At 52.8% G+C, this 25,260-nt stretch carries 18 protein-coding genes and 1 pseudogene; 11 read left to right on the top strand and 8 right to left on the bottom strand.

What is annotated here, in order from left to right; all coding sequences use genetic code 11:
• Positions 1–259 precede the first annotated feature (259 nt).
• The 4 genes from prfB to K355_RS24325 all read right to left on the bottom strand — a co-directional run bounded on the left by prfB (position 260) and on the right by K355_RS24325 (position 7,413).
• Positions 260–1,388, bottom strand: a protein-coding gene (gene prfB, locus K355_RS0117680) for a peptide chain release factor 2 (protein WP_114091541.1) whose coding sequence is annotated in 2 segments (ribosomal slippage) — positions 260–1,318 and positions 1,320–1,388 — 1,128 coding nt in all. Because the reading frame shifts where the segments join, the coding sequence is not laid out codon by codon here.
• A 171-nt stretch (positions 1,389–1,559) separates the two neighbouring features.
• Entirely contained in the window at positions 1,560–3,131 is a 1,572-nt protein-coding gene (locus tag K355_RS0117675) for an alkaline phosphatase D family protein (RefSeq protein ID WP_022733492.1), read from the bottom strand.
• A 255-nt stretch (positions 3,132–3,386) separates the two neighbouring features.
• Positions 3,387–5,798 (bottom strand): penicillin-binding protein 1A, encoded by a 2,412-nt coding sequence (locus K355_RS0117665; protein WP_244271070.1) that lies wholly within the window; start codon positions 5,796–5,798, stop codon positions 3,387–3,389.
• 319 nt (positions 5,799–6,117) lie between these two features.
• A complete protein-coding gene (locus K355_RS24325; RefSeq protein WP_022733488.1) occupies positions 6,118–7,413 on the bottom strand; it encodes an N-acetylmuramoyl-L-alanine amidase in 1,296 nt (431 codons plus the stop codon).
• Positions 7,414–8,104: 691 nt separating this feature from the next.
• Between K355_RS24325 and K355_RS0117650 the strand changes: the two genes are divergently transcribed.
• Entirely contained in the window at positions 8,105–11,182 is a 3,078-nt protein-coding gene (locus K355_RS0117650) for an Rne/Rng family ribonuclease (RefSeq protein ID WP_022733487.1), read from the top strand.
• 79 nt (positions 11,183–11,261) lie between these two features.
• On the opposite strand, the gene K355_RS0117645 is transcribed toward K355_RS0117650, so the two are convergent.
• Positions 11,262–12,413 carry a pyridoxal phosphate-dependent aminotransferase gene (locus tag K355_RS0117645; protein ID WP_022733486.1) on the bottom strand — a complete coding sequence of 384 codons (1,152 nt, stop codon included), beginning with the start codon at positions 12,411–12,413 and terminating at the stop codon, positions 11,262–11,264.
• An 81-nt stretch (positions 12,414–12,494) separates the two neighbouring features.
• Positions 12,495–13,883, bottom strand: a complete 1,389-nt coding sequence (locus tag K355_RS0117640; protein WP_022733485.1) for a gamma-glutamyltransferase — start codon at positions 13,881–13,883, stop codon at positions 12,495–12,497.
• Here K355_RS0117640 and K355_RS0117635 point away from each other — a divergent pair.
• The 3 genes from K355_RS0117635 (at position 13,870) to K355_RS0117625 (ending at position 16,785) form a co-directional block, all read left to right on the top strand.
• Positions 13,870–15,237, top strand: coding sequence for a M48 family metalloprotease (locus tag K355_RS0117635; protein ID WP_022733484.1), 1,368 nt, complete (start codon positions 13,870–13,872; stop codon positions 15,235–15,237). The genes K355_RS0117640 and K355_RS0117635 overlap by 14 nt on opposite strands.
• Positions 15,234–15,947: a hypothetical protein gene (locus tag K355_RS0117630; RefSeq protein ID WP_022733483.1), complete on the top strand. Its 714-nt coding sequence runs from the start codon at positions 15,234–15,236 to the stop codon at positions 15,945–15,947. The genes K355_RS0117635 and K355_RS0117630 overlap by 4 nt, the downstream gene beginning before the upstream one ends.
• Before the next feature lie 76 nt (positions 15,948–16,023).
• Positions 16,024–16,785 carry a DsbA family protein gene (locus K355_RS0117625; RefSeq protein WP_022733482.1) on the top strand — a complete coding sequence of 254 codons (762 nt, stop codon included), beginning with the start codon at positions 16,024–16,026 and terminating at the stop codon, positions 16,783–16,785.
• Between the two features lie 127 nt (positions 16,786–16,912).
• On the opposite strand, the gene thiS is transcribed toward K355_RS0117625, so the two are convergent.
• The gene (gene thiS, locus K355_RS24320) at positions 16,913–17,908 is read right to left on the bottom strand and encodes a sulfur carrier protein ThiS (RefSeq protein WP_022733481.1); all 996 of its coding nucleotides are present in this window, start codon (positions 17,906–17,908) and stop codon (positions 16,913–16,915) included.
• Positions 17,909–18,476: 568 nt separating this feature from the next.
• On the opposite strand from thiS, the pseudogene K355_RS26315 reads away from it, so the two are divergent.
• The 6 genes and pseudogenes from K355_RS26315 to K355_RS0117590 all read left to right on the top strand — a co-directional run.
• Positions 18,477–18,557: pseudogene (locus K355_RS26315) on the top strand (hypothetical protein); the annotation flags it as partial.
• Positions 18,558–18,585: 28 nt separating this feature from the next.
• The gene (gene accB, locus K355_RS0117615; protein WP_022733480.1) at positions 18,586–19,029 is read left to right on the top strand and encodes an acetyl-CoA carboxylase biotin carboxyl carrier protein; all 444 of its coding nucleotides are present in this window, start codon (positions 18,586–18,588) and stop codon (positions 19,027–19,029) included.
• Between the two features lie 17 nt (positions 19,030–19,046).
• Positions 19,047–20,387: an acetyl-CoA carboxylase biotin carboxylase subunit gene (accC, locus tag K355_RS0117610; protein WP_022733479.1), complete on the top strand. Its 1,341-nt coding sequence runs from the start codon at positions 19,047–19,049 to the stop codon at positions 20,385–20,387.
• Between the two features lie 256 nt (positions 20,388–20,643).
• Complete coding sequence (gene aat, locus K355_RS0117600) at positions 20,644–21,291, top strand: leucyl/phenylalanyl-tRNA--protein transferase (protein ID WP_022733477.1); 648 nt, start codon at positions 20,644–20,646, stop codon at positions 21,289–21,291.
• A gap of 42 nt (positions 21,292–21,333) precedes the next feature.
• On the top strand, positions 21,334–21,816 hold the full coding sequence (locus K355_RS0117595) for a GNAT family N-acetyltransferase (protein ID WP_022733476.1): 483 nt from the start codon (positions 21,334–21,336) through the stop codon (positions 21,814–21,816).
• A gap of 113 nt (positions 21,817–21,929) precedes the next feature.
• Positions 21,930–22,565, top strand: coding sequence for a hypothetical protein (locus K355_RS0117590; RefSeq protein WP_022733475.1), 636 nt, complete (start codon positions 21,930–21,932; stop codon positions 22,563–22,565).
• A gap of 63 nt (positions 22,566–22,628) precedes the next feature.
• Here the strand turns inward: K355_RS0117590 and serA are convergent, their stop codons facing one another.
• Positions 22,629–23,870 (bottom strand): phosphoglycerate dehydrogenase, encoded by a 1,242-nt coding sequence (serA, locus tag K355_RS0117585; protein ID WP_022733474.1) that lies wholly within the window; start codon positions 23,868–23,870, stop codon positions 22,629–22,631.
• Between the two features lie 227 nt (positions 23,871–24,097).
• On the opposite strand from serA, the gene K355_RS0117580 reads away from it, so the two are divergent.
• A complete protein-coding gene (locus tag K355_RS0117580) occupies positions 24,098–25,252 on the top strand; it encodes a GNAT family N-acetyltransferase (protein WP_022733473.1) in 1,155 nt (384 codons plus the stop codon).
• Positions 25,253–25,260: the final 8 nt, after the last annotated feature.

The raw sequence follows: 25,260 nt of genomic DNA, 5'->3' as shown, positions 1-25,260 counted from the left end.
CTTCACCTGAATGATAGACGTTTGCTCAGAGCTGTTCCTGCCAGGAACCAGTCATGATCTGGTCATTTGTTATTGCTTGGCAGGTGTCGCTTAGCCACACCGTGGCAGGCATATCCGGCAATTGTGTGACAGAAATGGAATTTTTACGGGCAAAGCGCAGAATTATGCAGGTTAGCGCCCGGTAAACACGCCAAGCCTTTGAAATAGAACACCCCGCCAAAACCGGCGGGGTGTTCTAATTTCGATCACTTTGGTGCGATCAATCAATGTCTTCGATTTCGCCTGCTGATCCGGTGACTTTTGCCGCCAGGGCAGCCGCCATAAAGGCATCAAGATCACCGTTCAAAACACCCTGAGTATCGGATGTTTCGGTTCCTGTGCGCAGGTCCTTGATCATCTGATAAGGCTGCAAGACGTAGGACCGGATTTGATGACCCCAACCGATGTCGGTTTTGTTGTCTTCGACGGCCTGTGCTTCGGCTTCGCGTTTTTTAAGTTCCGCCTCATACAAACGGGCTTTCAGCATCTTCATCGCCGTGTCGCGGTTTTTATGCTGCGATCGGTCGTTCTGGCACTGGGCAACAATCCCGGTCGGGATATGGGTCATACGTACCGCGGAATCGGTACGGTTAACGTGCTGACCACCGGCCCCGGATGCACGATAGGTATCAATGCGAAGATCCTTATCGAGAATTTCGATCTGAATATCGTCATCAATCACCGGATAGACCCAAACGGACGAGAAGCTGGTATGGCGACGCGCCGAACTGTCATAGGGCGAAATCCGCACCAGACGATGCACCCCAACTTCATTCTTCAGCCAGCCATAAGCATTGTGACCGGAAACCTTATAGGTCACCGACTTGATACCGGCTTCCTCGCCATCACTTTCCTCAAGCATCTCAAGCTTGTATTTCTTGGACTCTGCCCAACGATAATACATGCGCGCCATCATGCTTGCCCAATCCTGTGCCTCAGTACCACCGGCACCGGCATGGATTTCAAGATAAGCATCATTGCTGTCAGCTTCACCTGAAAGCAGGCTTTCAAGTTCACGCTGTGCCGCAATCTTGTGGATGGATCGCAGGCCGTCTTCGGCCTCGGCAACAGTATCGTCGTCGCCCTCGGCTTCGCCAAGTTCGATCAGTTCGATATTGTCATCAAGTTCCTGCGCGAGCTTTTTATAACCGTTAATCGCATCGTCAAGCTGGGTACGTTCGCGCATGATTTTCTGCGCATTGGCCGCATCGTCCCAAAGGGTTGGGTCTTCGGCCAGTGCATTCAGTTCGTCCAGGCGCCTAAGTGCGTTATCCCAGTCAAAGATGCCTCCTCAGCAGTGCCATCGACTGCTTGATTTCATCGACCAATGCCTGTGCTTCAGCGCGCATTGATGTCTCCGTTATTCAAATGAAATTCTGTTCGACCATACATGACATATGGCTATGTAGGCGGCGGTTATAACAGTTTTTGTCTCAGTTGAAACCCCTGCAACCATGCAAAAACCCGGCACAGTGAATGTGCCGGATTTCATCAACAGGACAAGGCCCGAAAACTAAGCGTCAGCTATAAACCGGATCGAGTGTCACGGTGTAAAGCTCTTCGTCGGCAACATCGCGCAACGACACCCGGAACTGTTCAGTGTCGGCATCAATGTCGACGAGACCAAAGAACTGCATTCCAAATGATGGCGGCAGGTTGATGCCTTGTTCTTTGCTGGGATGCTTGGTGAATTTCACCTGTGGGCCGAATGTATTGTCCATGTCCTGGGGGCCGAATGTCCCGGCATGGAGCGGACCTGAAACAAATTCCCAGAACGGTTCGAAATCCTGGAACTGGGCTTTGTTCGGATCATAATAATGGGCTGCGGTGTAATGCACGTCAGCTGTCAGCCAGACCGTGTTATTGATTTTGGCCGATTTGATAAACCGCAGAAGTTCGACGATTTCCAGCTCACGTCCCTTTGGTGCACCATCCCCATTTGCCAAATTTTCGAATGTGCTTTTGGTCTTCCAGTCGTCATACACAATCATGCCAATCGGCATATCTGCTGCGATGACCTTCCAAGTTGCCTTGGAATTGAGCAGGCTGCGTTTAAGCCATTCAATCTGTGTGCGGCCAAGGAAATCCGTATCATTGGTTGGAACCGGGCTATCATTCGCATCGTTCGGCCCGCGATAGGTCCGCATATCAAGGAAGAAAATTTCAAGAGACGGTCCATAGGACACCTTGCGATAAACACGGCCAGGTTCGGTATCAAACTCGGTAATCGGCAGCATTTCGCGGAAAGCCCGATTGGCCCGCGATGCCAAAAGCGAAACCGACTTTTCGCTATAACGGTCATCACCGGTCAACATTTCACCTGGATACCAGTTATTGAGAACTTCGTGATCATCCCATTGATAATAAACTGGCATCATACGGTTGAATTCCAGAACGTTCTTATCAAGCATGTTGTATTTGTAGTTACCCCTAAACTCGTCAATCGTTTCTGCAACCTTGCCAGTGTGTTCGGTGGTGATATTTTTCCAAACGTCACCATCTGGCATCTTCGCCTGTTTTTCGAACGGCCCATCAGCATAAATCGTATCACCCGAATGAATAAAGAAATCGGGATTGTGCTTGGTTACGGTGGCATATGTTTTCATACCGCCGCGGTCCTCATCAATGCCCCAGCCCTGCCCGGCGGTATCTCCAGACCAGCCGAACCGGATATTGCGTTTGGCTGCCGGGGCAGTTCTGAAATGACCGATAAGCGGTTCGGATGACGCACGGCCATCGTCAAGGTTTTCAAAATGAATCTTGTAAAAGATGTCCTGTCCGGCAGGTAAATCCTGCAATGTCAATTTGCCCGCCAAATCACGCTGGGGCACGACATTCATATGCGGAATACGCACCGAGTTCTTGAACCCTTCGGTCGTTGCAATTTCGGTCACCATCTTTGATGCACGGTCAGCTCGCCCCCAGATGCAGGCCGTGTTCGCGGTAACATCACCACTTTGTACGCCATGGGTAATCACAGGGCGATCCGCAGCACGCGAAATCGACGGCATGAAAAAACCGCCCATCGTCGATGCGGCACCAGCTGTTGCCGTGGCGGTGAGGAACTTGCGGCGGGAAAGACGAAAAGTCATTTTTAAACCTCTTCAAGGCGTGAACTGAAATCTTGAAGATCATGACAAAACTGCGTGACATGCCAGTGTCACACGGTTGATGATTTTATCAATGTTTGATGACGGTTGATGGGGTATTTTCGGCCGAAACGAACGTAAATTCTTTCAGACGAACACTCGCAAACACAGAAAAAGCCGGATGCTGCTCACATCCGGCTTTGTTCATATATTGAGTGTCATAAACATCAAATTTACGACTCTCACATTTCGGCGTGATCAGTAAATTCCGCCTGGCCCCGACACGGCACCACTGCCGCCGTCCGATCCGCTGTTTCCGTCATAACCGCCATCAATGACATTATCATTTGAGGCCGGAATGGTGCCGGGCTTGAAGGCTTCCCAGATCACATCCTGAGCCCCTGGACCGGCCGGAAGCCCGGTACGGGAATCCACCCGGACCATACGGATACCCGGTGGGGTACGGAAGGGAATGGCTTTGGTGCCTTCGAGTGCGCCGCGCATGAACTCTTTCCAGATCGGTGCTGCGGCACTTGCACCTTGTTCGCGATCACCAAGGGATCGGTTATCGTCAAAGCCGACATACACCCCAACCGCAAGATCAGGCGCAAAACCGACAAACCATGCATCGCGGGAATCATTGGTTGTCCCGGTTTTACCCGCCAAAGGGTACCCGAGTTCAGCAATCGTCCGGCCAGTACCGCTTTGAATCACGCCTTCCATGATATGGACCATCTGGAACGCACTGGCCGGGTCGGTCAGCTGTTCACGGGTATCAGGCAAATCTGGCGGCATTTGATTGCGGAACGCAACATCCTGGCACTGCGCACAGTCACGTTCATCACGGCGATAAATCACACTGCCGCGACGGTCCTGAATACGATCAATCAGGGTTGGGGTGATTTTTTTGCCCCCATTGACCAGTTCGGCATAGGCCGCGGTCAAACGCATCACTGTCGTTTCCGCCGCACCAAGCGCCATGGAAAGAACTTCTGGCAGTTTATCGACAATCCCGAAACGTTCGGCGTAATCGGCAACCACCGGCATGCCAATGGTCTGAGCCAAGCGTACGGTCATCAGATTTCGCGATTTTTCAATCCCAAGACGCATGGTCGAGGGACCATAGAACTTGCCGCTGTAGTTGCCCGGCTTCCACTTTCCAAGCCCCGGCCCCTGATCAATCACGAACGGTGCATCAAGAACCAGTGTTGACGGGGTAAAGCCCTGATCAAGGGCCGCCAAATAAACAAACGGCTTAAACGCCGAGCCCGGCTGACGACGCGCCTGTGTTGCGCGGTTAAATTTTGACAGGTCGTGCGAAAAGCCACCCGACATTGCCAAGACACGTCCGGTGTGCGGATCCATCGCCACAAGCGCCCCATTCACATTGGGAATCTGACGCAGACCATACGTGTTGGGGGGCAGCTGTTCGCCATCCAGTTCGGCAAAATGCTTCACATAGATCACATCGCCAGCATTGATCACATCGGATGGTTTATTGACCACCGGTCCCAATGTCTGACCTTTTTGCCACGGACGCGCCCATGTCAGGAATCGCTTCGGAATACGGCCCTGCTCGCCGGTCATAAGGCCAAGAATTGCCTCATCAGCATCCGTCGACAAGACAACAGCCCGGTCCCACGGGATATCGGCAGGGACTTCAACTTCACGCAGTTTTTGTTGCCAGTCATCGGCAAGCTCAATTGTCGTGATCGGACCGCGCCAGCCATGGCGGCGGTCATAATCCACCAATCCTTCAAGCAGGGCTTTGTCGGCAATCGTCTGCATGCGCGGATCAACGGTTGATCGAACCGAAAGTCCGCCGTCATAAAGCATCCCCTCACCGTAGCGATCCACCAGTTGGCGGCGCACTTCCTCGGCAAAGAAATCAGCCTGATAGGTATCGACCGACTCACGTGTTTTGCCAATCAGCGGGGCCGCCCATGCAGCCTGTGCTTCGGCTTCGGTGATGTATTTTTCTTCAAGCATCCGGCCAATGACCCAATTACGACGCGCTTTGGCTTCGTCGTGGTTGCGGACCGGATGATAATTTGAGGGGGCCTTTGGCAGTGCCGCCAGATAGGCAGCTTCTTCGACGTTCACCTCATCAAGCGATTTATCGAAATAGCGAAGGGCCGCTGCGGCAACGCCGTAACTGCCACTGCCAAGGTAAATCTCGTTGAGATACAGCTCAAGAATATGCTGCTTGGAAAAGGCGCGTTCGATACGGAATGACAGGATGGCTTCCTTGATTTTCCGTTCGTAGGAAACTTCGTTGGTCAAAAGGAAGTTTTTTGCGACCTGCTGGGTGATTGTCGACGCCCCAACCGGACGACGCCCGGTCCCAAGGTTGACGACATTGGTCACAGCAGCGCGCAACACCGATGCAAAATCAATTCCCGGATGCGACCAGAAATTCTTATCTTCGGCGGCAACAAAGGCGTCCGTGACTTTGTGCGGAATGGCGGTGATTGGCACAAACACGCGTTTTTCGCGGGCATATTCCGCAATCAAGGCACCATCTGCCGCATGGACACGCGTCATGACCTGGGGCTCATAGTCTTCAAGCTGTGTGTAGTCAGGCAAATCCTGACCAAAATGCCAAAAGATCGCCATAACACCGGCGCCACCCGCGACAGCCATCAAAAACAGAAAGCCGAAGATAATCATTAATATTCGCATTTATGCAGGTCTTTTTCGTTTTGTTGGCCGGATCGGAAAGATCGCGCATCATCATGCACAATCCCCCCAAATGCAATCATCCCAAAGGAACACGCCGCTGTTGAGGCATATCCCCCTCACTTAAGATGACTATAGCGGTTTAAAAGTGACGAGGTTGTGACAGCTCGCACTGTCATTGTTTTTTCCATCGACATTGCTTTTTCAACCGGCCCGGTCCCATCACTACGATATTGGGCTTTTGCGTGTGTGAAAAAGCCCCGTGCAGGCATAATTTTGAATTTTCACACGGACCGGAAAGGCCGCTGTCTTAGAATTTGTGGGTATCGAAATAAATATCGATGGCCCGCATGACAGCCTCGGCAACTTTTTTACGGTGGGCGGGACTTTGCAGAAGCTTGGCATCCTGCGCGTTTGAAAGATACCCCATTTCAAACAGTGCCGAGGGAATATCAGGTGCCTTAAGCACCGCAAACCCGGCAAAACGGTGCGTTCTGCGCTGCAATTCGATGCTTTTCGCCAACTGGCTGACCATATTGGCGGCAAGGGTTGCCGACAGGTTCATGGTTTCGCGCTGAGCCAGATCAATCAGGATACTTTGTACCAACGTATTTTCGTCTGACAAATCAAGACCTGCAATCACGTCGGCCTTGTTTTCCTTGGATGCCAGTGCGGCGGCTTCTTTATCCGACGCGTTTTCAGACAAGGTATAAACAGACGCGCCACGGTGTTTCGGATTGGCAATAGAATCGGCATGCAACGAGATGAAAAGGTCTGCACCGTTTTTACGTGCAATTTCGACACGCTGACGTAATTTCAGGAAAACGTCCTTATCGCGGGTCAAAAGAACGCGATACCGGCCCGATGCGGTCAGGGTATCGGCCAATTGCCGGGCCGCAGCAAGGGTCAGGTTTTTCTCGTAAACACCATCAACCCCGATAGCACCGGGATCAACACCGCCATGACCGGCGTCGATTGCAATCAACGGCTTATTATCCCCCGGACGTCCTGATTTAACCGCGACATCAGCACTTTGTTCGGTTGCACTGGTGTCATTCCGGCTGCGTGCGGAATAGGCGACCATGCTTTCACGCGACGCCTCCATAAAGGCTTCGCGCTTGGCCGGGGTTAAATCGACGACAAGCCGGTTCGGTTTATCCGCCGATGCCGGAAGCGAGAAAATCTTTGATACCAGCGATGGCTCGGCAACATCCAAAACAACACGGAACGTACCGGGCTTAAACAAGCCATAACGCAAACCGGAAATAAGTCCGCCGCCCGACGTTACATTACCCGGAGGCGCGCTCCAGTCGATTTCGGGCATATCGATAATGATGCGATACGGATCGGGCAGAAGGAAATATGTGAAATCAACATTCCGATCCAGATCAATCACAAAACGGGTGTAATCCGGATACACGCCAAGGCGCGCACCAAGGACTTTGGCACTGTCGGCCAGTGCCGTTCCGATGGCAAAGTGAAGGGAAAACAGGAACAAAAACAGCAACGTAACCGCCTGCCCGGTTTTGCGAGCAGCGTTACCGACGCGACCGGACCATTTTCCATTTTGTGCATTGCAATGCACGTTTGCCGCTGGTGATGCCATTTACCCTGCTGTGCCCATTTTCACGATTGGAGCCATTGATAAGCGCTTATAGCAACGCGTTGGTTAACGGGCAATTGACCAAAGGCCGACTTTAGGGTCTGAATCCAATTGAATGCTTGAAATGGGTTCAGACCCTAATCACAAGGATGATCACCCTTTCGAGAACAAAGGCATTTTAATGCCCCGGTTAAAAACATTGCGTTTTCATAGATTTGCCCGACATTGGCCGTGCGCGGCGAAATAGAGCGGAAAACTTCCTGATTTTTGAACAAGACACCAAAAACACGACAAAAGATGTAACAAAACTGTTTGTCGCAGACGCATAAACCAGATATGTTGCAAACGAGATTCCTAATGCTTTGTGGTAAGACACTAAAAATCCACCAAGTTGAGGACGCGACTAGAGCAGTTCTTACGGTCGGTGTCTCGGTGACGCGGCAATTCCCGCTCCCGATAGAGCCCTCCTAAAAAAGGCTGTCTTGGCGCGCTCGAAAATACGCAACCAAGTTTTTTTTTCAACACCAAGACCAGGTCCAAACCGGAAGAGCAGCCGACACGCGATGAACCAGAGACATACAGGACATATCGCGGACTCAATGTACGGCGCCTCCGGTCACGCCGGTTTGTTTGCATATCAGCACAACTACGCTTTAGGCATTGAACTGGCGGGGCCTCCAGGAACAGGTTCCGAATGGTTAAACGCATGCTCATCGATGCAACGCACGCGGAAGAAAGCCGCGTCGTTGTTATTAACGGAAATCGCTTAGAAGAATACGACGTCGAAACTTCGACGAAGAAACAAATCAAGGGAAACATCTATCTCGCGAAAGTGACGCGAGTAGAACCGTCATTGCAGGCGGCATTTGTCGACTATGGCGGAAACCGCCATGGTTTCCTTGCTTTTAGCGAAATCCATTCCGATTATTATCAAATCCCGGTTGCTGACCGCGAAGCCTTGACGCAAAGCCATACGCGCAACGTCAAGGATGCTGAGATTGTCGAAGACAATGTCAGCGACGGTGAAGACAGCCAGAAAAAAGAAAAGAAACCGACGCGTTCGCGTTCGCGCCGCAAACCGCGTGCGAAGGACAAGGACGAGACGGTTGAAGCCGCAGATGCGGATGCTTCGCCAGTCGAAGCAACCGCAACTGCGGACGCAACAACATCCCCTGACAGCAAAAACGATGCGACCACGGGCTCGGACGAAGAAGACGCCAAACCGCGTCGTCGCCGGACGCGCAACCGTCGCAAGAAATCCGATGAAGTAGATGCCTCAACGGCCGATGCAGATGCAAAAGACGCCTCACCTTCTGAGGATAACACGTCAGATGCAAACACCGGTTCTGATGGTGATGACACCCCGACGGGTGGCAATGCCGCGATGTCAGCAGAAGTCGCTGAACTGACTGTCGACATTGATGCCGATGGCAGTGATGGCGACACGGTTTCTGAAATCAACGCGAAATCAGACGAAGAAGACATCGAAGACCTTGGCGGTGACGATGCCGACGAATTTGTCGAATCGCACAGCCGTCAGCTTCAGAAACGTTACAAGATTCAGGAAGTTATCAAACGCCGCCAGATCCTTCTGGTACAGGTTGTTAAGGAAGAACGCGGCAACAAGGGTGCTGCACTTTCGACCTTCCTGTCGCTTGCAGGTCGCTATTGCGTTCTTATGCCCAACACCCCGCGTGGTGGCGGCATTTCGCGCAAGATCACCAATGCGCAGGATCGTAAGCGTCTGAAATCCATTCTTGCCGAGCTTGAAATTCCGGACGGTATGGCTGTGATCGTTCGTACCGCAGGTGCGGAACGGACCAAAGCCGAGATCAAACGCGATTTTGATTATCTGATGCGCCTGTGGGATCGTATCCGCGAAACCACCCTTCAAAGTCAGGCACCTTGCCTGATTTACGAAGAAGCCGATCTGATCAAACGCTCCATCCGTGACCTTTATGCACGTGATGTTGATGAAGTTCTGGTTGAAGGTGACGAAGGTTACCGGATCGCCAAAGACTTCATGAAAATGTTGATGCCGTCACATGCTAAGCGTGTGCAGCCTTATAAAGATCAGGGCGTTCCGCTGTTCCACCGTTTCCAGGTGGAAAGCCAGCTTGATGCGATGCTAAACCCGGTCGTTCAGCTTAAATCGGGTGGGTATATCGTTATCAACCCGACCGAGGCCTTGGTCGCGATTGACGTTAACTCCGGCCGCTCGACCCGTGAACGCAATATCGAAGAAACTGCTTACAAGACCAACCTTGAAGCCGCAGAAGAACTGGCACGCCAACTGCGTCTGCGCGATCTGGCCGGTTTGATCGTTGTCGATTTCATCGACATGGAAGATCACCGCAATCAGGGTGCGGTTGAACGCAAGATCAAAGAAGCCATGCGCAATGACCGTGCACGTCTTCAGATCGGCCGCATCAGTCCGTTTGGTCTGCTTGAAATGTCGCGTCAGCGCCTGCGTCCGTCGCTGGTTGAAAGCGCATTTGAAGTTTGCACCCATTGCCGTGGTGTTGGCCTTGTTCGTTCAATCGAAAGTGCAGCCCTTCATTTGCTGCGCGTGCTCGAAGAAGAAGGCATGCGTCGACGGTCCGGCTCCCTGACCGTTCATGTTGCAAGTGAAGTCGCCCTTTATATCCTGAACCGCAAACGCGAAACGCTCGCCGAGATCGAACAGCGTTACGGTTTCACAGTGATGATCTTTGGCGATGACAGCCTCATTTCTCCGGATCACCGGATCGAACGCTCACGTGCGAAAAAAGGCGATGAGCTCGAAGACGTTCCTGCCGTCCTCAATACCGACAGTGTCTCACTCACCGCGATTGAAAACCCGATCGATACTGACGATGACGACGAGGAAGAAGAAGAAGCTCCGTCGGCCAAAAACACCGCGCAGGATGACGAAGAACAGGGCGGCAAACGTCGCCGTCGCCGTCGTCGCCGTCGTGGTCGCAATGATGACCGTGATGATCGCAATGATCAGCAGCAGGAAGCGTCAGACGCCGAAGCAGGCAATGATGACAATGCCGATCAGAACAGCGACAACGAAGATGACGACGACGAAGAAAGCCAGCGCAAACGCCGCCGTCGCGGCAAACGTGGTGGTCGCCGCCGTTCGCGTCGTCAGGACTTTGAAGCCAAAAGCACACGGTCGCCAAATGATGATCCGGCCCTGACAGCAGCACGCCGTAACCGTGATCACGAAGCACCGGACGGTGCAGAAGAAAACACCGTGATTGACGCCGAAAGCGAAGGTCAGGATGCCGACAGCTTTGATCAGGAAGGTGTTCGTGAAGGTCGTTCACGCAGTACAACTGCACCGGCCCCTGCGCGCCCGCGTCGTGATCGTAATGACAACCGTCGTAACCGTCGTGATCGCAATGATCGTCCTCGTGGCAAAGACAGCAACAACGACAGCGGCGATGATCGCGGTGATGTGAAAAACATCCCGATCCAGAGCGGCCCGGCCCCTGAAGCAGATGCAAACAGCAAACCTGACGCCACCGCAGCAGCCCCTGCTGCTGCACCGGCTGAAGTAGCTGTACCTAAGGAAGCCACACCGGTACCAAAGCCAGAAGAAAAGGTCGCACCGAAAGCCGAGAAACCGGCAGAAAAGGCACCTGAACCTAAGGCCGAGGCAAAACCGGAACCGGTTGCGGCTGAAAAACCGACACCGGCATCAGAACCAGCTCCGGCTCCTGAACCGGCAAAAGATAAAAAATCCGAACCGAAGAAACGCGGTTGGTGGAGCCTTGGTCGCTAAGACTTTTGCTCCGAACATAAAAAAATGGGCTGCCTTCGGGCAGCCCATTTTCGTTTCAGGTCCGTAAATCGAGATCGGTTTAACGTTTCCAGCTCTGCAATGCCTTAACCGCCCCGATCATGGTTGCTTCGCTATGCGCGAAGGAAAACCGCACATAGCCCTTGCCGCGCATCCGATCAAAATCGGTTCCGGGCGTGGTTGCGACGCCGGTTTCATCAAGCATCCGTTTGCAGAACGCTTCGCTGTCGTTAGTCAGTTCGCGCACATCGGCATAGAGATAAAATGCTCCGTCCGCCGGGGCGAATTTGGTGAACCCGGCCTTCGGCAGACCATCAAGCAGGATTTCACGGTTGCGCGCATAGGCCGCTATGTTGGCCTGAAGTTCGTCTTCGCAATCAAAGGCCGCAACAGCGGCAATTTGCGATAGTGCCGGGGCCGAAATAAACAGGTTCTGCTGCAAGCATTCCACCGCACGCATCAAATCAGGCGGAACAACAGCCCAGCCAAGACGCCATCCCGTCATCGAGAAATATTTCGAGAAACTGTTGATGATGATCGCATCATCGCCAAACTCAAGTGCTGTGCAATCCTTAACATCACCAAAGGAAATCCCCTGATAGATCTCGTCACTGATCAGCCGAATGCCATTTTCCCGGCAATAGGTTGCCAGTTCCCGATACGTTTCAACATCAATCATACTGCCCGCGGGGTTTGACGGGCTGGCAACGATCAAACCGTCAATCGGGACCTCAAGATCGCGTAACATTGAAACAGTCGGCTGATAATGGGTTTCTGGCCCGGCAGGAAGATTGACCGTCTCAATCCCAAGCGCACTTAGAATGTTGTGATAGGCCGGATACCCCGGTGCGGCCATCGCCACCCGATCCCCGGCGTCAAATGCCGCCAGGAACGCCAACACAAAGATCGATGACGAGCCACTGGCAACACAGACCCGTGCCGGATCAATCGATACATCAAACTTGGATTTGTAATGTCCCGCAATGGCGTCGCGCAGGGGGTCAATGCCCATGGCATTGGTATAGCCAATCAGATCAGTCTCAAGCGCCTTGGCCGCAGCCTCACGCACTTTGCGCGGTGCAGGCGTTCCCGGCTGACCGACTTCAAGATGAAAGACAGCCTTGCCGTCATTTTCGCGCGCATTGGCCGCGCGCATCACGTCCATAACGATAAAGGGTGAAATTGCACCGCGAAGCGACTGTTTCAATGCCATGTGTGGGTCCTGCATTATCGTGAAAAGCAACAGGGCAAGAACGATGCCCTGCCCTGTGATCTCAAACCTTTATGTGTCGGCCTATCGGGTTCCGGCCATACCGCCGCCTGTCGGATCGGCAATGAAGCGGCAACTTTCCGGATGAGGTGGCGTTCCTTCAAGGCAGCGAATGACATTGACCGATGCTTTCCCGTCTGTACTCATCGCAATCCCTGACGCAGCCCCTGAACCAATCAAATCTTCGGCCATGGTGGCAATCTGTTTGGTTGCACCTGCCGGTGTGCCAGTACCTGCAATACCGTAATAATATTCCCAAACATAAGGGTTCACCATCAAGGCTGGTCCGATCAAGGGGGTCGCAGCATGGGCAACATCTCCGGCGGCAAGGCCAAGGCCGAAGGCCTCAGCCCCCAGTCCGGCACCAAACGGTTTGTTCATCGTCGTGACACAGGCAACCGCATTGGCCGCGCGGTCCACAACAACAAAACCACTGCGCCCTGACGACGCCTGTGCGCTATTGTCACCTGCGGTAATATCAGCAAGGTAACGATTTAAGATGTCCCCAAGTTCTTCGCCCTGACTGATCACCGACGGACCACTATCGGAGCGCGGCGGATAGGCAAGATAAAGGGTTTCATTGCCAACCTTGACCTCGGTCGCGGTTTTCCATTCAGGGCGATAATTGCGCAGATCATCCGCCGTCAGCGTCCCACCGGCTTCCTGAACAGCATCGGCAACACGCGCACCAAGGGCACTGTTATAAAACTCGCCCGGCCCCTGAACCCGCAAGGATGTCAGAAGGGCTGCAAGGTTAACCGATCGAATGCGATCGCCGACCTGCAATACCTTGCCATTGGGCATAAGGCTGTTACGCAGCATCGGGCTTGCGTAAACCTGATCCTGGTTGGCTTCAATATCATTGACCAGCGAACGCGACACCGGCACGCCAAGACGGGCATATTGTTCCGCGGTACTAAGCAAAGAGCGCCATTCAAGACGACCATAACGCGCACTTAGGGCATAAAGCCCGCGCGGCACAGCTGGAATGGTCGTTGCAATCTGATCAGATGACGTCCGGGTGCCCGGGCGCGGCCAGAAATCAAGAACTTCGACTTTTTTCGATACGCGATCATGGACCACACACACACCGCCGCCACCGATCCCGGCAACCGATGGTTTGGTGACCGTCATGGTCGCATAAAGGGCGACAGCCGCATCCGCAGCCGTGCCCCCGGCAGAAAGAACATCGCGTGCATTACGTACAGCGCGCGGTTCATCGGCAACCACGCCCCCAAGATAACCGCTTACTGCCCCGATTTGACCAATATTTTCAGGTTCATTAGAACTGCAAGCTGCCATACCAGCAGTCATTGCGATTGCGACCGCGATCCGCCATGATGGCTTGCGCGTCGGACGCGCCCCGACATCAGATGAACGAAAATATGGAACGCACATTTTGCTCAGACGCATTGTAACTCTCACTGCCATTTTCCTTGTTGCCCTGCCTAGCATGGTTTTCGCACAGGGTCGTTCTTTTATCCGCGATACCGAGATCGAGGAAACCTTACGTATGTATGCCACGCCGATTTTTCAGGCGGCGGGGCTCGATGCGAATGGTGTGTCTGTTTACATCGTTTCCGACAACAGCCTGAACGCATTTGTTGCAGGCGGCCAAAAGCTTTTTATCAATACTGGGCTGTTGTTAAAAGCAGATACTCCAGAACAGGTTATGGGCGTCATGGCCCACGAAACCGGGCACATTGCCGGTGGGCACCTTTCGCGCATTCATGATCAGCTGCGTAATGCGTCTGCAATCTCCATTCTTTCGACCTTGGCTGGTGTCGCAGCCGGTGTTGCAGCCGGGCGTTCCGATGTTGGTACCGCGGCAATTCTTGGCGGCCAAAATGTTGCTCAGCGTAACTTTCTGGCCTATTCGCGGACGCAGGAAAGCAGCGCAGATCAGGCAGGGGTTAAATTCCTGACAGATGTTGGCATTTCATCGCGCGGAATGCTGGACTTCATGAAAAAGCTCGAAGGTCAGGAACTTCTCAGCACCGCCAGTCAGGATCCGTATCTGCGCAGCCACCCTTTGACCACAGAACGTGTTGATTTTTTGGCAAACTTTGTGGCCAACTCCGACCTTAAGGACAAAAAAGTCAGCCCGGAGCTGTATGAACGCCATGCCCGCATGCGCGCCAAGCTTTACGCCTTTACCAATCACATCCAAAATACATTACGTACCTATCCCGAAACCGATACCAGCATCGCAGCACGCTATGCGCGCGCCATTGCCTATTATCGCGATTCGCAGCTTGATCCCGCCCTTGAAATCATCAAGGGCCTGATCGCTGATGAACCTGAAAATCCCTATTTTGAAGAACTTGAAGGTCAGGTCCTGCTTGAATTCGGGCGTGCCGCAGATGCCGTGCCGCCGTTGCAAAAATCAGTAGATCTTTCTGGTGGTGCGCCGCTTATTCGTCTGCTTTTGGCCCATGCGATGATTGAAACCGGTGACCCGGCAATGCTCGAACCGGCAAAAGCCAATCTGATCGGGGTTCTGTCACGTGAACGCGGCAACTCATCTGCGTGGCGGTTCCGTGCCATTGTCGAAAGCCGCCTTGGCAATGAAGGCGAAGCATCGCTTTCTCAGGCTGAATACAGCCTTCTTTCCGGCGACCGGCAGGCCGCGAGCTATCACGCGGTTCAGGCAGAACGGAAATTGGAAAAAGGGACTGCTACTTGGTTGCGGTCCCAGGATATTCTTCAGGCCACGGATCCAGACGGGCAAGACAAAAAGAACGCAGAGAAAGACGCACCGAAATGACCGGTTGCCTTGGCAACCACCCACAATTTGATGCATGGATATCAGCACTGATTACAGGTCATCGTCGTTTTCGCCTGTTTGGCCTTCTTGTGGCTGCGGGTTTGCATTTATCTGCGTGCACATTGCCCGGGTCCGGGGTCGATGTCGGCGGCGATTTAAAATTGCTTTATGCGCCTTTTTCGCTCTCGAACCCGCCAAAATACTGGCAGTACAATCATCAGACTAATGCTTCTGCGTCAGGGGCGCCATCCTCGGCGGCACTTGAATGGCAGGACAAGGACGGCAAAATTGCACTGGCTGCACGCCCGGCGGCAGGCCCGTTTGAATTGGGTCGCCGTACCAATATTCTTGTGCTCGCATCCCCTTATTTGTCGTTTGACTGGCAACAAAACAGCACCGCACAGGTCGGTGATGTTGAGCTTGTTCTGGGATTTCGCCTACAAGATCAAGGCGACTGGCGCGAGAATGACCTTGGCACGGGCAAACCACCAACCGAGCACACCGTCCGTATCCCGGTTGGGAACAGTCAGGTGACCTATGGCCAATGGCAACGCGAATATTTCGACCTTGCGGGCGTCTATCGCCGGTATTGGCCAGATGCACCGGGTGACGAGGTTCGCCTAGTCTGGATCGGTATCGCGTCAGGCAAGGATAAGTTGGCTGCTGTGACCAGCGTAACATACCTAACGCAGATTTTACTTTCCCGTTAGCCACTCGATCCCGTATCACAGAGCAATGACATTTTCCGTCGGGTAAAATACTGCCCAATGACAATAAGGACGTCCTATGAATTCTCAGATCGTTAAACGCCTTCTTGGTGGTGCTGGTATTGCCGCAGTCATGCTGTTTGCTGTTCCGGCTGCACAGGCAGATGACCAATTCAGCCCGGCGCAGAAAACCGAAATCGACGCGATGATCGAGGACTATCTGATTAAGAATCCGGATGTTCTTTTGCGTGCGATCCAGAATGTTCAGAGTTGGCAGGCTGCTGAACAGTCCCGTCAGCAATCCGAAGCCATCATCCCGGTCTGGGATGCACTGGTCGCGGATCCCTCGGTTCCATCCATTGGCCCCGCCGATGCGCCCGTCACCGTGATTGAGTTTTTTGATTACCATTGCGGCTATTGCAAACGTGCGCTTGATGGCGTGATGGAGATTGTCGAAAATTCCGATGGTAAGGTCCGGACCATTTTCGTCGAACTTCCCATCCTGCGCGAAGAAAGTGCAACGGCAGCACGAGCCGCCTTGGCTGCGGCCAAGCAAGGCAAATACATGGAAGTCCATCAGGCCTTCATGACCAATCGTGGTTTGCTTGACGAAGACCGCATCAATGATCTGGCGGCTGCTGCCGGTGTTGATGTTGATCAGATGCGCGCAGATATGCAATCGCCGGAAATCAATGGCATGCTGGCGCAATATTCCGCCATGGCACAGACTGTCGGGATCAGTGGCACCCCGGCCTTTATCATCAATGGCACCATGGTCTCGGGTGCGGATATGGAACGGGTCGACGCGCTGGTACAGGCGGGTCTTGAAAAGGCATCTTGATCGCGGATCAGACGCTGACTGACTACATTTGCAGTCAAGCCGTTTCGTATACCCAATAAACAACAAAAGGCCGTTTCGTTCATGAAACGGCCTTTTGTTTGCACGGATTACCGTTGAGCAAGCGTAATCAGATGATCCCGGCCAATGGCGATGACGGATCGGCATATTGTTTCTTTGGCATCCGTCCAGCCAGGAACGATTCACGTCCGGCAATGATCGCATGCTTCATCGCACGCGCCATACGAATTGGGTCCTTGGCACCGGCAATGGCGGTATTCATCAAAACCCCGTCACAGCCAAGCTCCATCGCAAAGGCCGCATCCGACGCCGTCCCGACCCCGGCATCAACCAGAACCGGAACACTGGCGTTTTGCTTGATCAGGGCGATGTTCACCGGATTAAGAATGCCCATACCCGACCCGATCAAAGAGCCAAGCGGCATGATCGCACAGCATCCCATGTCTTCGAGCATCTTGGCCTGAATAGGATCGTCGCTGCAATATACCATGACATCGAAGCCATCCTTGATCAGCGCTTCGGCCGCCTTGAGTGTTTCGGGCATGTTCGGATAAAGCGTTGCCTGATCGCCCAGAACCTCAAGCTTCACCAGATTCCACCCACCTGCTTCGCGCGCGAGACGCAAGGTCCGCACGGCGTCATCGGCGGTAAAGCAGCCTGCGGTATTGGGCAGGTAGGTGTATTTCTTGGGATCAACGTAGTCGACCAGCATCGGCTGGTTCGGGTCGGTCAGATTGACGCGGCGCACAGCGACCGTGACAATTTCGGCACCCGATTGCTCAATCGCGATACGGGTTTCATCGAAATCCTTGTATTTCCCGGTGCCAACCAGCAAACGCGACGAGAATTTTTTACCCGCGACAACAAACCCGGCGTCATCAGCGGCTGCCAGATCAGCATCCTGCGAACCACCGCCAATGAAATGGACGATCTCAAATTTGTCCCCGTCACACAGTGGAGTTTCGCCGTAAGCTGTCTTTGGCACGATTTCAAGATTGCGTTCGACAGCAACCTTGGTCGAGGCAATGCCAAGTTCGCCAAGCAGTTCTGCAACATTACCGGCACTTTCGATATTGCGGTCTTCACCGTTGATGGTCAGGCGCATCTTTTTCGTTCAATCCCTTTAGTATCAAAATATTCACGATTGCCGCGCAGTATGCGCAGCAGTCGGGTCTGAGGCAAGCTGTGTTCCGCGGTTTTTATACCTGAGGGCGCGTAAAGCGTTCTTGATCACCGCATGCGGATCACAATCGGTTATGGAGCCAAGTCGCAAAGGCCCAATGCAAAGTTGCGTCAGACCTTGGTCGTGTTATAAAAGCTGCACTAAATGTTGGGCATGTGGGAACGAATGACGAAACCCGTCTACATTCTAAATGAGCCGAATTTGAACCTGTCAGGGTACATCCGTAAGGATTCCTTGGGCGCAAGAACACACAATAGATCGGGGAGACTGTCACAATGACAGCACATCCCGTGGTATTTGTGTTTTCGGTCGTTCAGGCCCCCCTAAAGGCGGTTCGGTTGACTGGAATGAGCACGCCCAACAAGAAGATTCTGGTATTCTTATCGATGCTGGGGCATATACGCACATATCGGTTGCGATCTTTGAGGTCCATCTGTCCAATTTTTAAAAGCGGGATGCCTTCAGACATCATTCTTACGTCTCGAAAGCTGCAAACGGCATGATCTACGGGTTTGGCTCCCAGAGCTATATACACGTTATATCCACGCCCTGGATGCCATGCGCGGATTGATCCACTCACCATCATAAAAGATATCGAAATGAGCAAGTTCAACATCGACAATGACGCCATTCGCCAGCTCGCCGAGCTGCTTGACGACACCAAGCTGACCGAAATTGAAGTTGCCGCTGGTGACAACCGCATTCGCGTTGCCCGTCAGGGCACCATGGTTGCCGCCGCACCGGCAGCAGCCCCGATTGCTGCAAGCGTACCTGCAGCCGCCGCTGCACCGGCCGATGCAGGCGCCCATCCGGGTGCCGTCAAATCACCGATGGTCGGCGTGGTCTACTTTGCACCGGAACCGGGTGCCGCACCTTTCATTTCGGTCGGTTCGTCCGTTACCGAAGGTCAGACTCTTATGCTGATCGAAGCGATGAAAACGTTCAACCCGATCCGTGCGCCGAAATCCGGCAAGGTGTCCCAGATTCTGGCCACCGACGGCCATCCGGTCGAATATGACGAACCGCTGATCATTATTGAATAAGCCGGGGTAAGAACTGCATGTTCGACAAAATCCTGATTGCCAACCGTGGTGAAATCGCGCTGCGTATTCAGCGCGCCTGCCGCGAAATGGGCATCAAAACTGTCGCGGTGCATTCGACCGCCGATGCGGACGCAATGCATGTCCGTTTGGCCGACGAATCGGTCTGTATCGGACCGCCTGCATCCAAAGACAGCTATCTTAACGTTCCTGCCATCCTGTCGGCCGCCGAAATCACCGGGGCAAACGCCATCCATCCGGGATATGGTTTCCTGTCGGAAAGTGCAGACTTTGCATCCATGGTCGAAGAACACGGCTTTACCTTTATCGGTCCGACGCCAGAACACATCCGCACGATGGGTGACAAGATCACCGCAAAACAGACTGTGGAAAAGCTTGGTATTCCGGTTGTTCCGGGGTCCGACGGCGAAATCACGACGGTCGAAGAGGCGCGTAAATGTGCCAATGAAATCGGCTATCCGGTGCTGATCAAGGCATCTGGTGGTGGTGGTGGCCGCGGCATGAAAGTCGTGGAGCGCGACGAAGACCTTGTTGACGCCTTTTCCATGACCCGTAAGGAAGCATTGCAGAACTTTGGCAATGCGGCCGTTTACATCGAAAAGTATCTCGGCAAGCCGCGCCACATCGAACTGCAGGTGATTGGCGACACACATGGTAATGCCGTGCATCTGTTCGAACGTGACTGTTCGTTGCAGCGTCGCCATCAGAAGGTTCTGGAAGAAGCACCTTCACCGACCTTAACGCCCGAAGAACGCCAGCGTATCGGCACCACGGTCGCCAATGCCATGATCGGCATGGGCTATCGCAATGCTGGCACGATTGAGTTCCTGTATGAAAATGGCGAGTTCTATTTCATTGAAATGAACACCCGCCTTCAGGTCGAACACCCGGTCACAGAAATGATTTCCGGCGTTGACCTTGTACGTGAACAGATCCGTGTCGCAGCGGGTCTTGAACTGTCGTTCAAGCAGGAAGACCTTGAAATTCACGGCCATGCGATTGAATGCCGCATCAATGCCGAGGACCCGGAAACTTTCGTTCCATCACCGGGCAAGATCAAGGAATACCATGCGCCAGGTGGTCTGGGCGTGCGTGTCGATAGCGGAATTTACACCGGCTATTCGATCCCGCCCTATTATGACAGCATGATTGCAAAACTGATTGTGCATGGTCGTGACCGCGAAGAATGCATGATGCGCCTGCGCCGTGCGCTGGCGGAATATGCGATTGGCGGGATTAAGACCACCATTCCACTGCATCAAAAGCTTCTTGCCAACCCGGATATCCAAAAAGGGGATTACGACATCCACTGGCTGGAAAAGTTCATGGGCATGAAATAAGCAATCAATTGATTGCCAACAAAAAACGGGGACCTTTCAGGTTCCCGTTTTTTTTATGATCTGCCGTCATCCGCCAGACAGATCATGCAACTTTCATTTGTCTTGCCAACGATTGGCATCAAATATTTAATCAAACGCGCCTATGATGGAAAAACATCGTGATCAAACGCCTTGAACAGTCTTGTCAGGGCAAACGACCACCACATATGTACAGTGTCGTCAGATAGACAGGACGGAAACCATTATCACTGCCATCATGTCAAACCAACTGACACCTGATCTATTGATCCGGGCATATTCTGTCGGACTTTTCCCGATGGCCGAAAGCCATGACGATCCAACCCTTTATTGGATTGATCCGGAATGGCGCGGTATATTGCCCCTTGATGGATTTCATGTGCCGCGCTCCTTGCGAAAGGCCGTGCGCAAGGGGGATTTCAAAATCCATGTCGACCGGGCTTTCCCGGATGTCATTCGCGCCTGTGCGGAACCAACTGACGACCGTGACGACACATGGATCAATGACAATATTCTGGATGCCTATTGTGCGCTTCACAAAATGGGCTGTGCACATTCCATCGAAGCCTGGAAAGACGGAGAGCTTGTCGGCGGACTTTACGGGGTCAGCCTTGGCAAGGCCTTCTTTGGCGAAAGCATGTTTTCGCGCCAAACCAACGCATCAAAAATCGCCTTGGTCCATCTCGTCGCGTTAATGCGCCAAGGCGGCTACAGCCTGCTTGATACCCAGTTCGTCAATGATCACTTGAAACAGTTTGGCGTTCTCGAAATACCACGTGAACGCTATCGCAATGAACTCGCACAGGCGCTTGCCGGGCGGGCGAACCTTCCGTTTGAGGTCGAAACGGAATTTCTTGAACTCATACTGTCCGGCGGTGATAAATAGAGGCACGCTATCGTGTCTCACAGTTTAGAAGTTTGCCATCCCATGCACATCCGAGAAGCCGCCCCACGTGACAAGGATGCCATCCTTGCCATTGTTGAACCAATCCTGCGCGCGGGTGATACCTATGCGATTGATCCCAACCTGACACGCGACCAGATCGCCGATTACTGGCTGGGCGCCGACAAGACCACACTGGTCGCAGAGCAAGACGGTCAAATTCTTGGCACCTATTACATCCGGACCAATCAGGCCGGTGGTGGCGCACATGTCTGTAATTGCGGCTATATGGTTGCCCCAAACGCCAGCGGGAAAGGCCTTGCCCGCAAGATGTGTGAAGACTCGCTTGTTCGGGCCAAGGGCCTTGGCTATCGCGCGATGCAGTTCAATTTCGTCATCACCAGCAACGCCGCCGCCATTCACCTGTGGCCAAAACTCGGCTTTGAGGTTGTCGGCCGCCTCCCCGGTGCCTTCATGCACCCAACACTGGGCGAAACAGACGCGCTGGTGATGTATCGCAAGCTATAACTCTTTACCAAAAGGTTGCTATCTAAGTGAAACCACAACCTTTAATGTAGACCGACGAAGTGCAAATTGGTAACTATATTATATTAGAATTTTGCATTTTAGGAGTTAGACCATTGAGATTCCAGTCGGCTCTAATAGTTTCTGCCGTAACTATTCTCTTATCTGCGTGCTCAGGTAAATTAGAATATACACCTCCTACACACACGACTAAAACGACCAATTCAGTCATAGTAGAACGCAGTAAAAAAGATGTGTGGGCAGATTTCATTCCACGCCTCAGTAAAGAATATTTTGTTATCAATAATTTGGACAAAGATTCCGGGCTGGTAAATGTGAGTTACACAGGAAACCCGCAAAAATATGTTGATTGCGGTTACATTCATTCCTACGTGAAAAACGCTGCGGGAGAACGCAATTACCGCTTTGCAGCATCCTCACCTCATGCCTCATATGAAATACTTACAGATACGATTTATGTCGTGAACAGAAATATGGCACTTGAGGGACGCGTGAATATCGTCTTGGAAGAATTAGAGGATACAAAAACCCTCGCGACGGTGAACACTAGATACGTACTGACTAAATCTGGAACGATTTCAAACCTACAAGGACAGTCTGCGCCATTTAGTGACACAATCTATTTCAATTCTGGTGGCCAAGGCAGCTTCCCAAACCCTGGAAACACGCAGCAAACAACCTGCATGGCAAATGGCCAGTTGGAGCGAGAATTGATTAAACTTGCTGAATAGGTAAACAAACAAGAACGGAGCCCTTTTTGGGCCCCGTTTTATAATCGACATTAATCCATCGGATCAGAACAGGAAGCGCACCCGCAACGTACCTTCGATGTTGGCAAGTTCCTTGCGCACGCCAAGGCCCGGTTTGATTTCCTCGTCGACTTCGACGACGACATACCCAACACCACCTTCGGACCGCAAGTACTGGCCACTGATGTTCATGCCGCGCGTTGAAAACACGTCGTTGATTTTCGACAGAACACCCGGAACGTTGCGATGAATGTGCATGAAACGGGTATGAGTGCGGTCCTTGACCGGCAGGGACACTTCCGGGAAGTTTACAGCCCCCAATGTCGAACCATTATCGGAATATGTGATCAGCTTGTCCGCAACTTCAAAACCGATATTTTCCTGTGCTTCCTGCGTCGATCCGCCGATATGCGGGGTCAGGATGACGTTACTCATGCCCCGAAGTGGGCTTTCGAACTGTTCATCCTTGCCTGCCGGCTCAACCGGGAACACGTCAAGCGCCGCACCGGCCAAATGACCACTTTCAAGCGCAGCAGCCAAGTCTTCGATCACAATGACATTGCCGCGTGCCGCATTGATCAGATGTGCGCCAGGCTTCATTTTGCCGATCTCAACCGCGGTGATCATGTTTTTGGTCTGATCATTGGCCGGAACATGCAGTGACACCACATCCGATTGCGCCAGCAATTCATCCATCGATGTGCACGTGGTTGCATTGCCCATGGCCAGCTTGTTGATCACGTCATAGTAAATGACATTCATACCAAGCGATTCTGCCAGAACCGACAGCTGCGAACCAATATGACCGTAACCAATAATGCCGAGCGTCTTGCCGCGTGCCTCATAGGACCCTTTGGCATTTTTCAGCCAGCCACCGGCATGGGCAGCCGCGTTACGCTGCGGAATACCGCGCATCAACATGATGATCTGGCCCAGAACCAGTTCAGCCACCGAACGGGTATTGGAATAGGGCGCGTTAAAGACCGGAATACCGCGCATGGCAGCCGCCTTCAGATCGACCTGATTGGTGCCAATACAGAAGCAACCGATTGAGGTCAGCTTGCCTGCTGCGTCGATAACTTCTTCGGTCAGTTTGGTGCGAGAACGGATGCCCAGAAAATGCGCTTCGGAGACAACGGATTTCAATTCATCCGCGTCGAGCGCAGCAGGGTAATGGTCGACATTAGAGTAGCCGGCCTGTTTGAACATCTTTACAGCGTTTTCATGGATACCTTCGAGCAGGACGATCTTGATCTTGTCCTTCTCCAACGAAAGTTTGCTGTTCACGGCGCACCATCCTTTTCTTAAGCGAGGGCGACACGGGAGAATCCCGAGCCGTCAGTGATCGTCACAGGACAATCATGGCCCAATGGAATAGGACTTTGAGACATCTGCGTCAAAGGCTTTCCCTTGCGTAAATACGCAATGCGCCTATCTTCTGAACGCATATACCGGCTACTGCGTATAAAACTGGCCACCCGTTGCGATCAGAATACAAGTCAGGGGACTGCAACTTGCCCGCCGAAATCAAGACCGTCACCGATATCCATGAAATCGGGCAAGCCCAATGGGACAAATGCGCTGGTTCTGACAATCCCTTTGTCAGCTTTGCATTTTTATCGGCCATGGAAGACAGCGCCTCAACCTGCGCTGAAAATGGCTGGCAACCCTTTCACCTTGTACTTAAAAACGAAGATGGTCTGGTGATCGGAATCGTCCCGCTCTATGTCAAGGCACACTCCTATGGGGAGTATGTTTTTGATTGGGCGTGGGCCGAGGCCTATGAACGTGCCGGCGGTCAATATTACCCAAAACTGCAATCAGCCGTCCCCTTCTCACCGGTCCCGGGCCCCAGATTGCTGGTGACAAACGATCATCCTGATCCCGACAGTGTGCGGCGCATGCTAATTGAAGGCCTTTCGATGCTGCCCGAAAAGCTGGGCATGGCGACGTTGCACGTCACCTTTTGCAGTGGTGACGAAAGTCAGAAAATGCGCAACGCCGGTTTTCTGACGCGCACAGGATTACAATATCACTGGCATAATAGGGACTATCAGACCTTTGACGATTTCCTCGGCGCACTAAATTCGCGCAAACGCAAAAACCTGCGCAAGGAACGCAAACAGGTTCTTGAAGCCGGATATACGTTCAAGGCCCTGCGTGGCGATGACCTAAAACCTGAACATTGGGACAGATTTTACCATTTTTATCGCGATACATCGGACCGCAAATGGGGTCAGGCTTACCTGACCCGGCAGTTCTTTGAATTGCTGCATGAACGGTTGCGCAAGAGAACGGTTTTGGTGGCGGCATTCCATGACGACGAAATGGTTGCAGGCGCGCTGAACCTGATCGGGTCAGAAACCCTTTATGGGCGCAACTGGGGCACAATGGACCGCGCCCCGCTTTTACATTTTGAAACCTGTTATTATCAGGCAATTGATATCGCGATTGAACATGGCCTGAAAACGGTCGAAGCTGGTGCCCAGGGCGAACATAAAATCCAGCGTGGCTATGAACCGGTCATCACCCATTCCACCCACCTGATCGCCGATCCCGGCCTGCGCCGTGCGGTCTCGCAATTCCTGGCTCAGGAACAAGATCACATCGCACAAAACCAAGAGTTCATTAAATCCGAACATAGCCCGTACCGGCAAGATCAAGGGTAATTCAGCAG

Origin of the sequence: Thalassospira lucentensis MCCC 1A00383 = DSM 14000 (assembly GCF_000421265.1) — a bacterium.
In the GTDB taxonomy this organism is placed as follows: Bacteria; Pseudomonadota; Alphaproteobacteria; order Rhodospirillales; family Thalassospiraceae; genus Thalassospira; species Thalassospira lucentensis.
This window is presented reverse-complemented; position numbering and strand designations above follow the sequence as displayed.

Coding starts and splice junctions, on each gene's coding strand:
- K355_RS0117640 (WP_022733485.1), bottom strand. CDS start 13,883: ATGCGTCTGAGCAAAATGTGCGTTCCATATTTTCGTTCATCTGATGTC.
- K355_RS24325 (WP_022733488.1), bottom strand. CDS start 7,413: ATGGCATCACCAGCGGCAAACGTGCATTGCAATGCACAAAATGGAAAA.
- K355_RS0117595 (WP_022733476.1), top strand. CDS start 21,334: ATGCACATCCGAGAAGCCGCCCCACGTGACAAGGATGCCATCCTTGCC.
- K355_RS0117675 (WP_022733492.1), bottom strand. CDS start 3,131: ATGACTTTTCGTCTTTCCCGCCGCAAGTTCCTCACCGCCACGGCAACA.
- accC (WP_022733479.1), top strand. CDS start 19,047: ATGTTCGACAAAATCCTGATTGCCAACCGTGGTGAAATCGCGCTGCGT.
- K355_RS0117645 (WP_022733486.1), bottom strand. CDS start 12,413: ATGGCATTGAAACAGTCGCTTCGCGGTGCAATTTCACCCTTTATCGTT.
- K355_RS0117625 (WP_022733482.1), top strand. CDS start 16,024: ATGAATTCTCAGATCGTTAAACGCCTTCTTGGTGGTGCTGGTATTGCC.
- K355_RS0117665 (WP_244271070.1), bottom strand. CDS start 5,798: ATGATTATCTTCGGCTTTCTGTTTTTGATGGCTGTCGCGGGTGGCGCC.
- thiS (WP_022733481.1), bottom strand. CDS start 17,908: ATGCGCCTGACCATCAACGGTGAAGACCGCAATATCGAAAGTGCCGGT.
- K355_RS0117630 (WP_022733483.1), top strand. CDS start 15,234: ATGACCGGTTGCCTTGGCAACCACCCACAATTTGATGCATGGATATCA.
- accB (WP_022733480.1), top strand. CDS start 18,586: ATGAGCAAGTTCAACATCGACAATGACGCCATTCGCCAGCTCGCCGAG.
- aat (WP_022733477.1), top strand. CDS start 20,644: ATGTCAAACCAACTGACACCTGATCTATTGATCCGGGCATATTCTGTC.
- K355_RS0117650 (WP_022733487.1), top strand. CDS start 8,105: ATGGTTAAACGCATGCTCATCGATGCAACGCACGCGGAAGAAAGCCGC.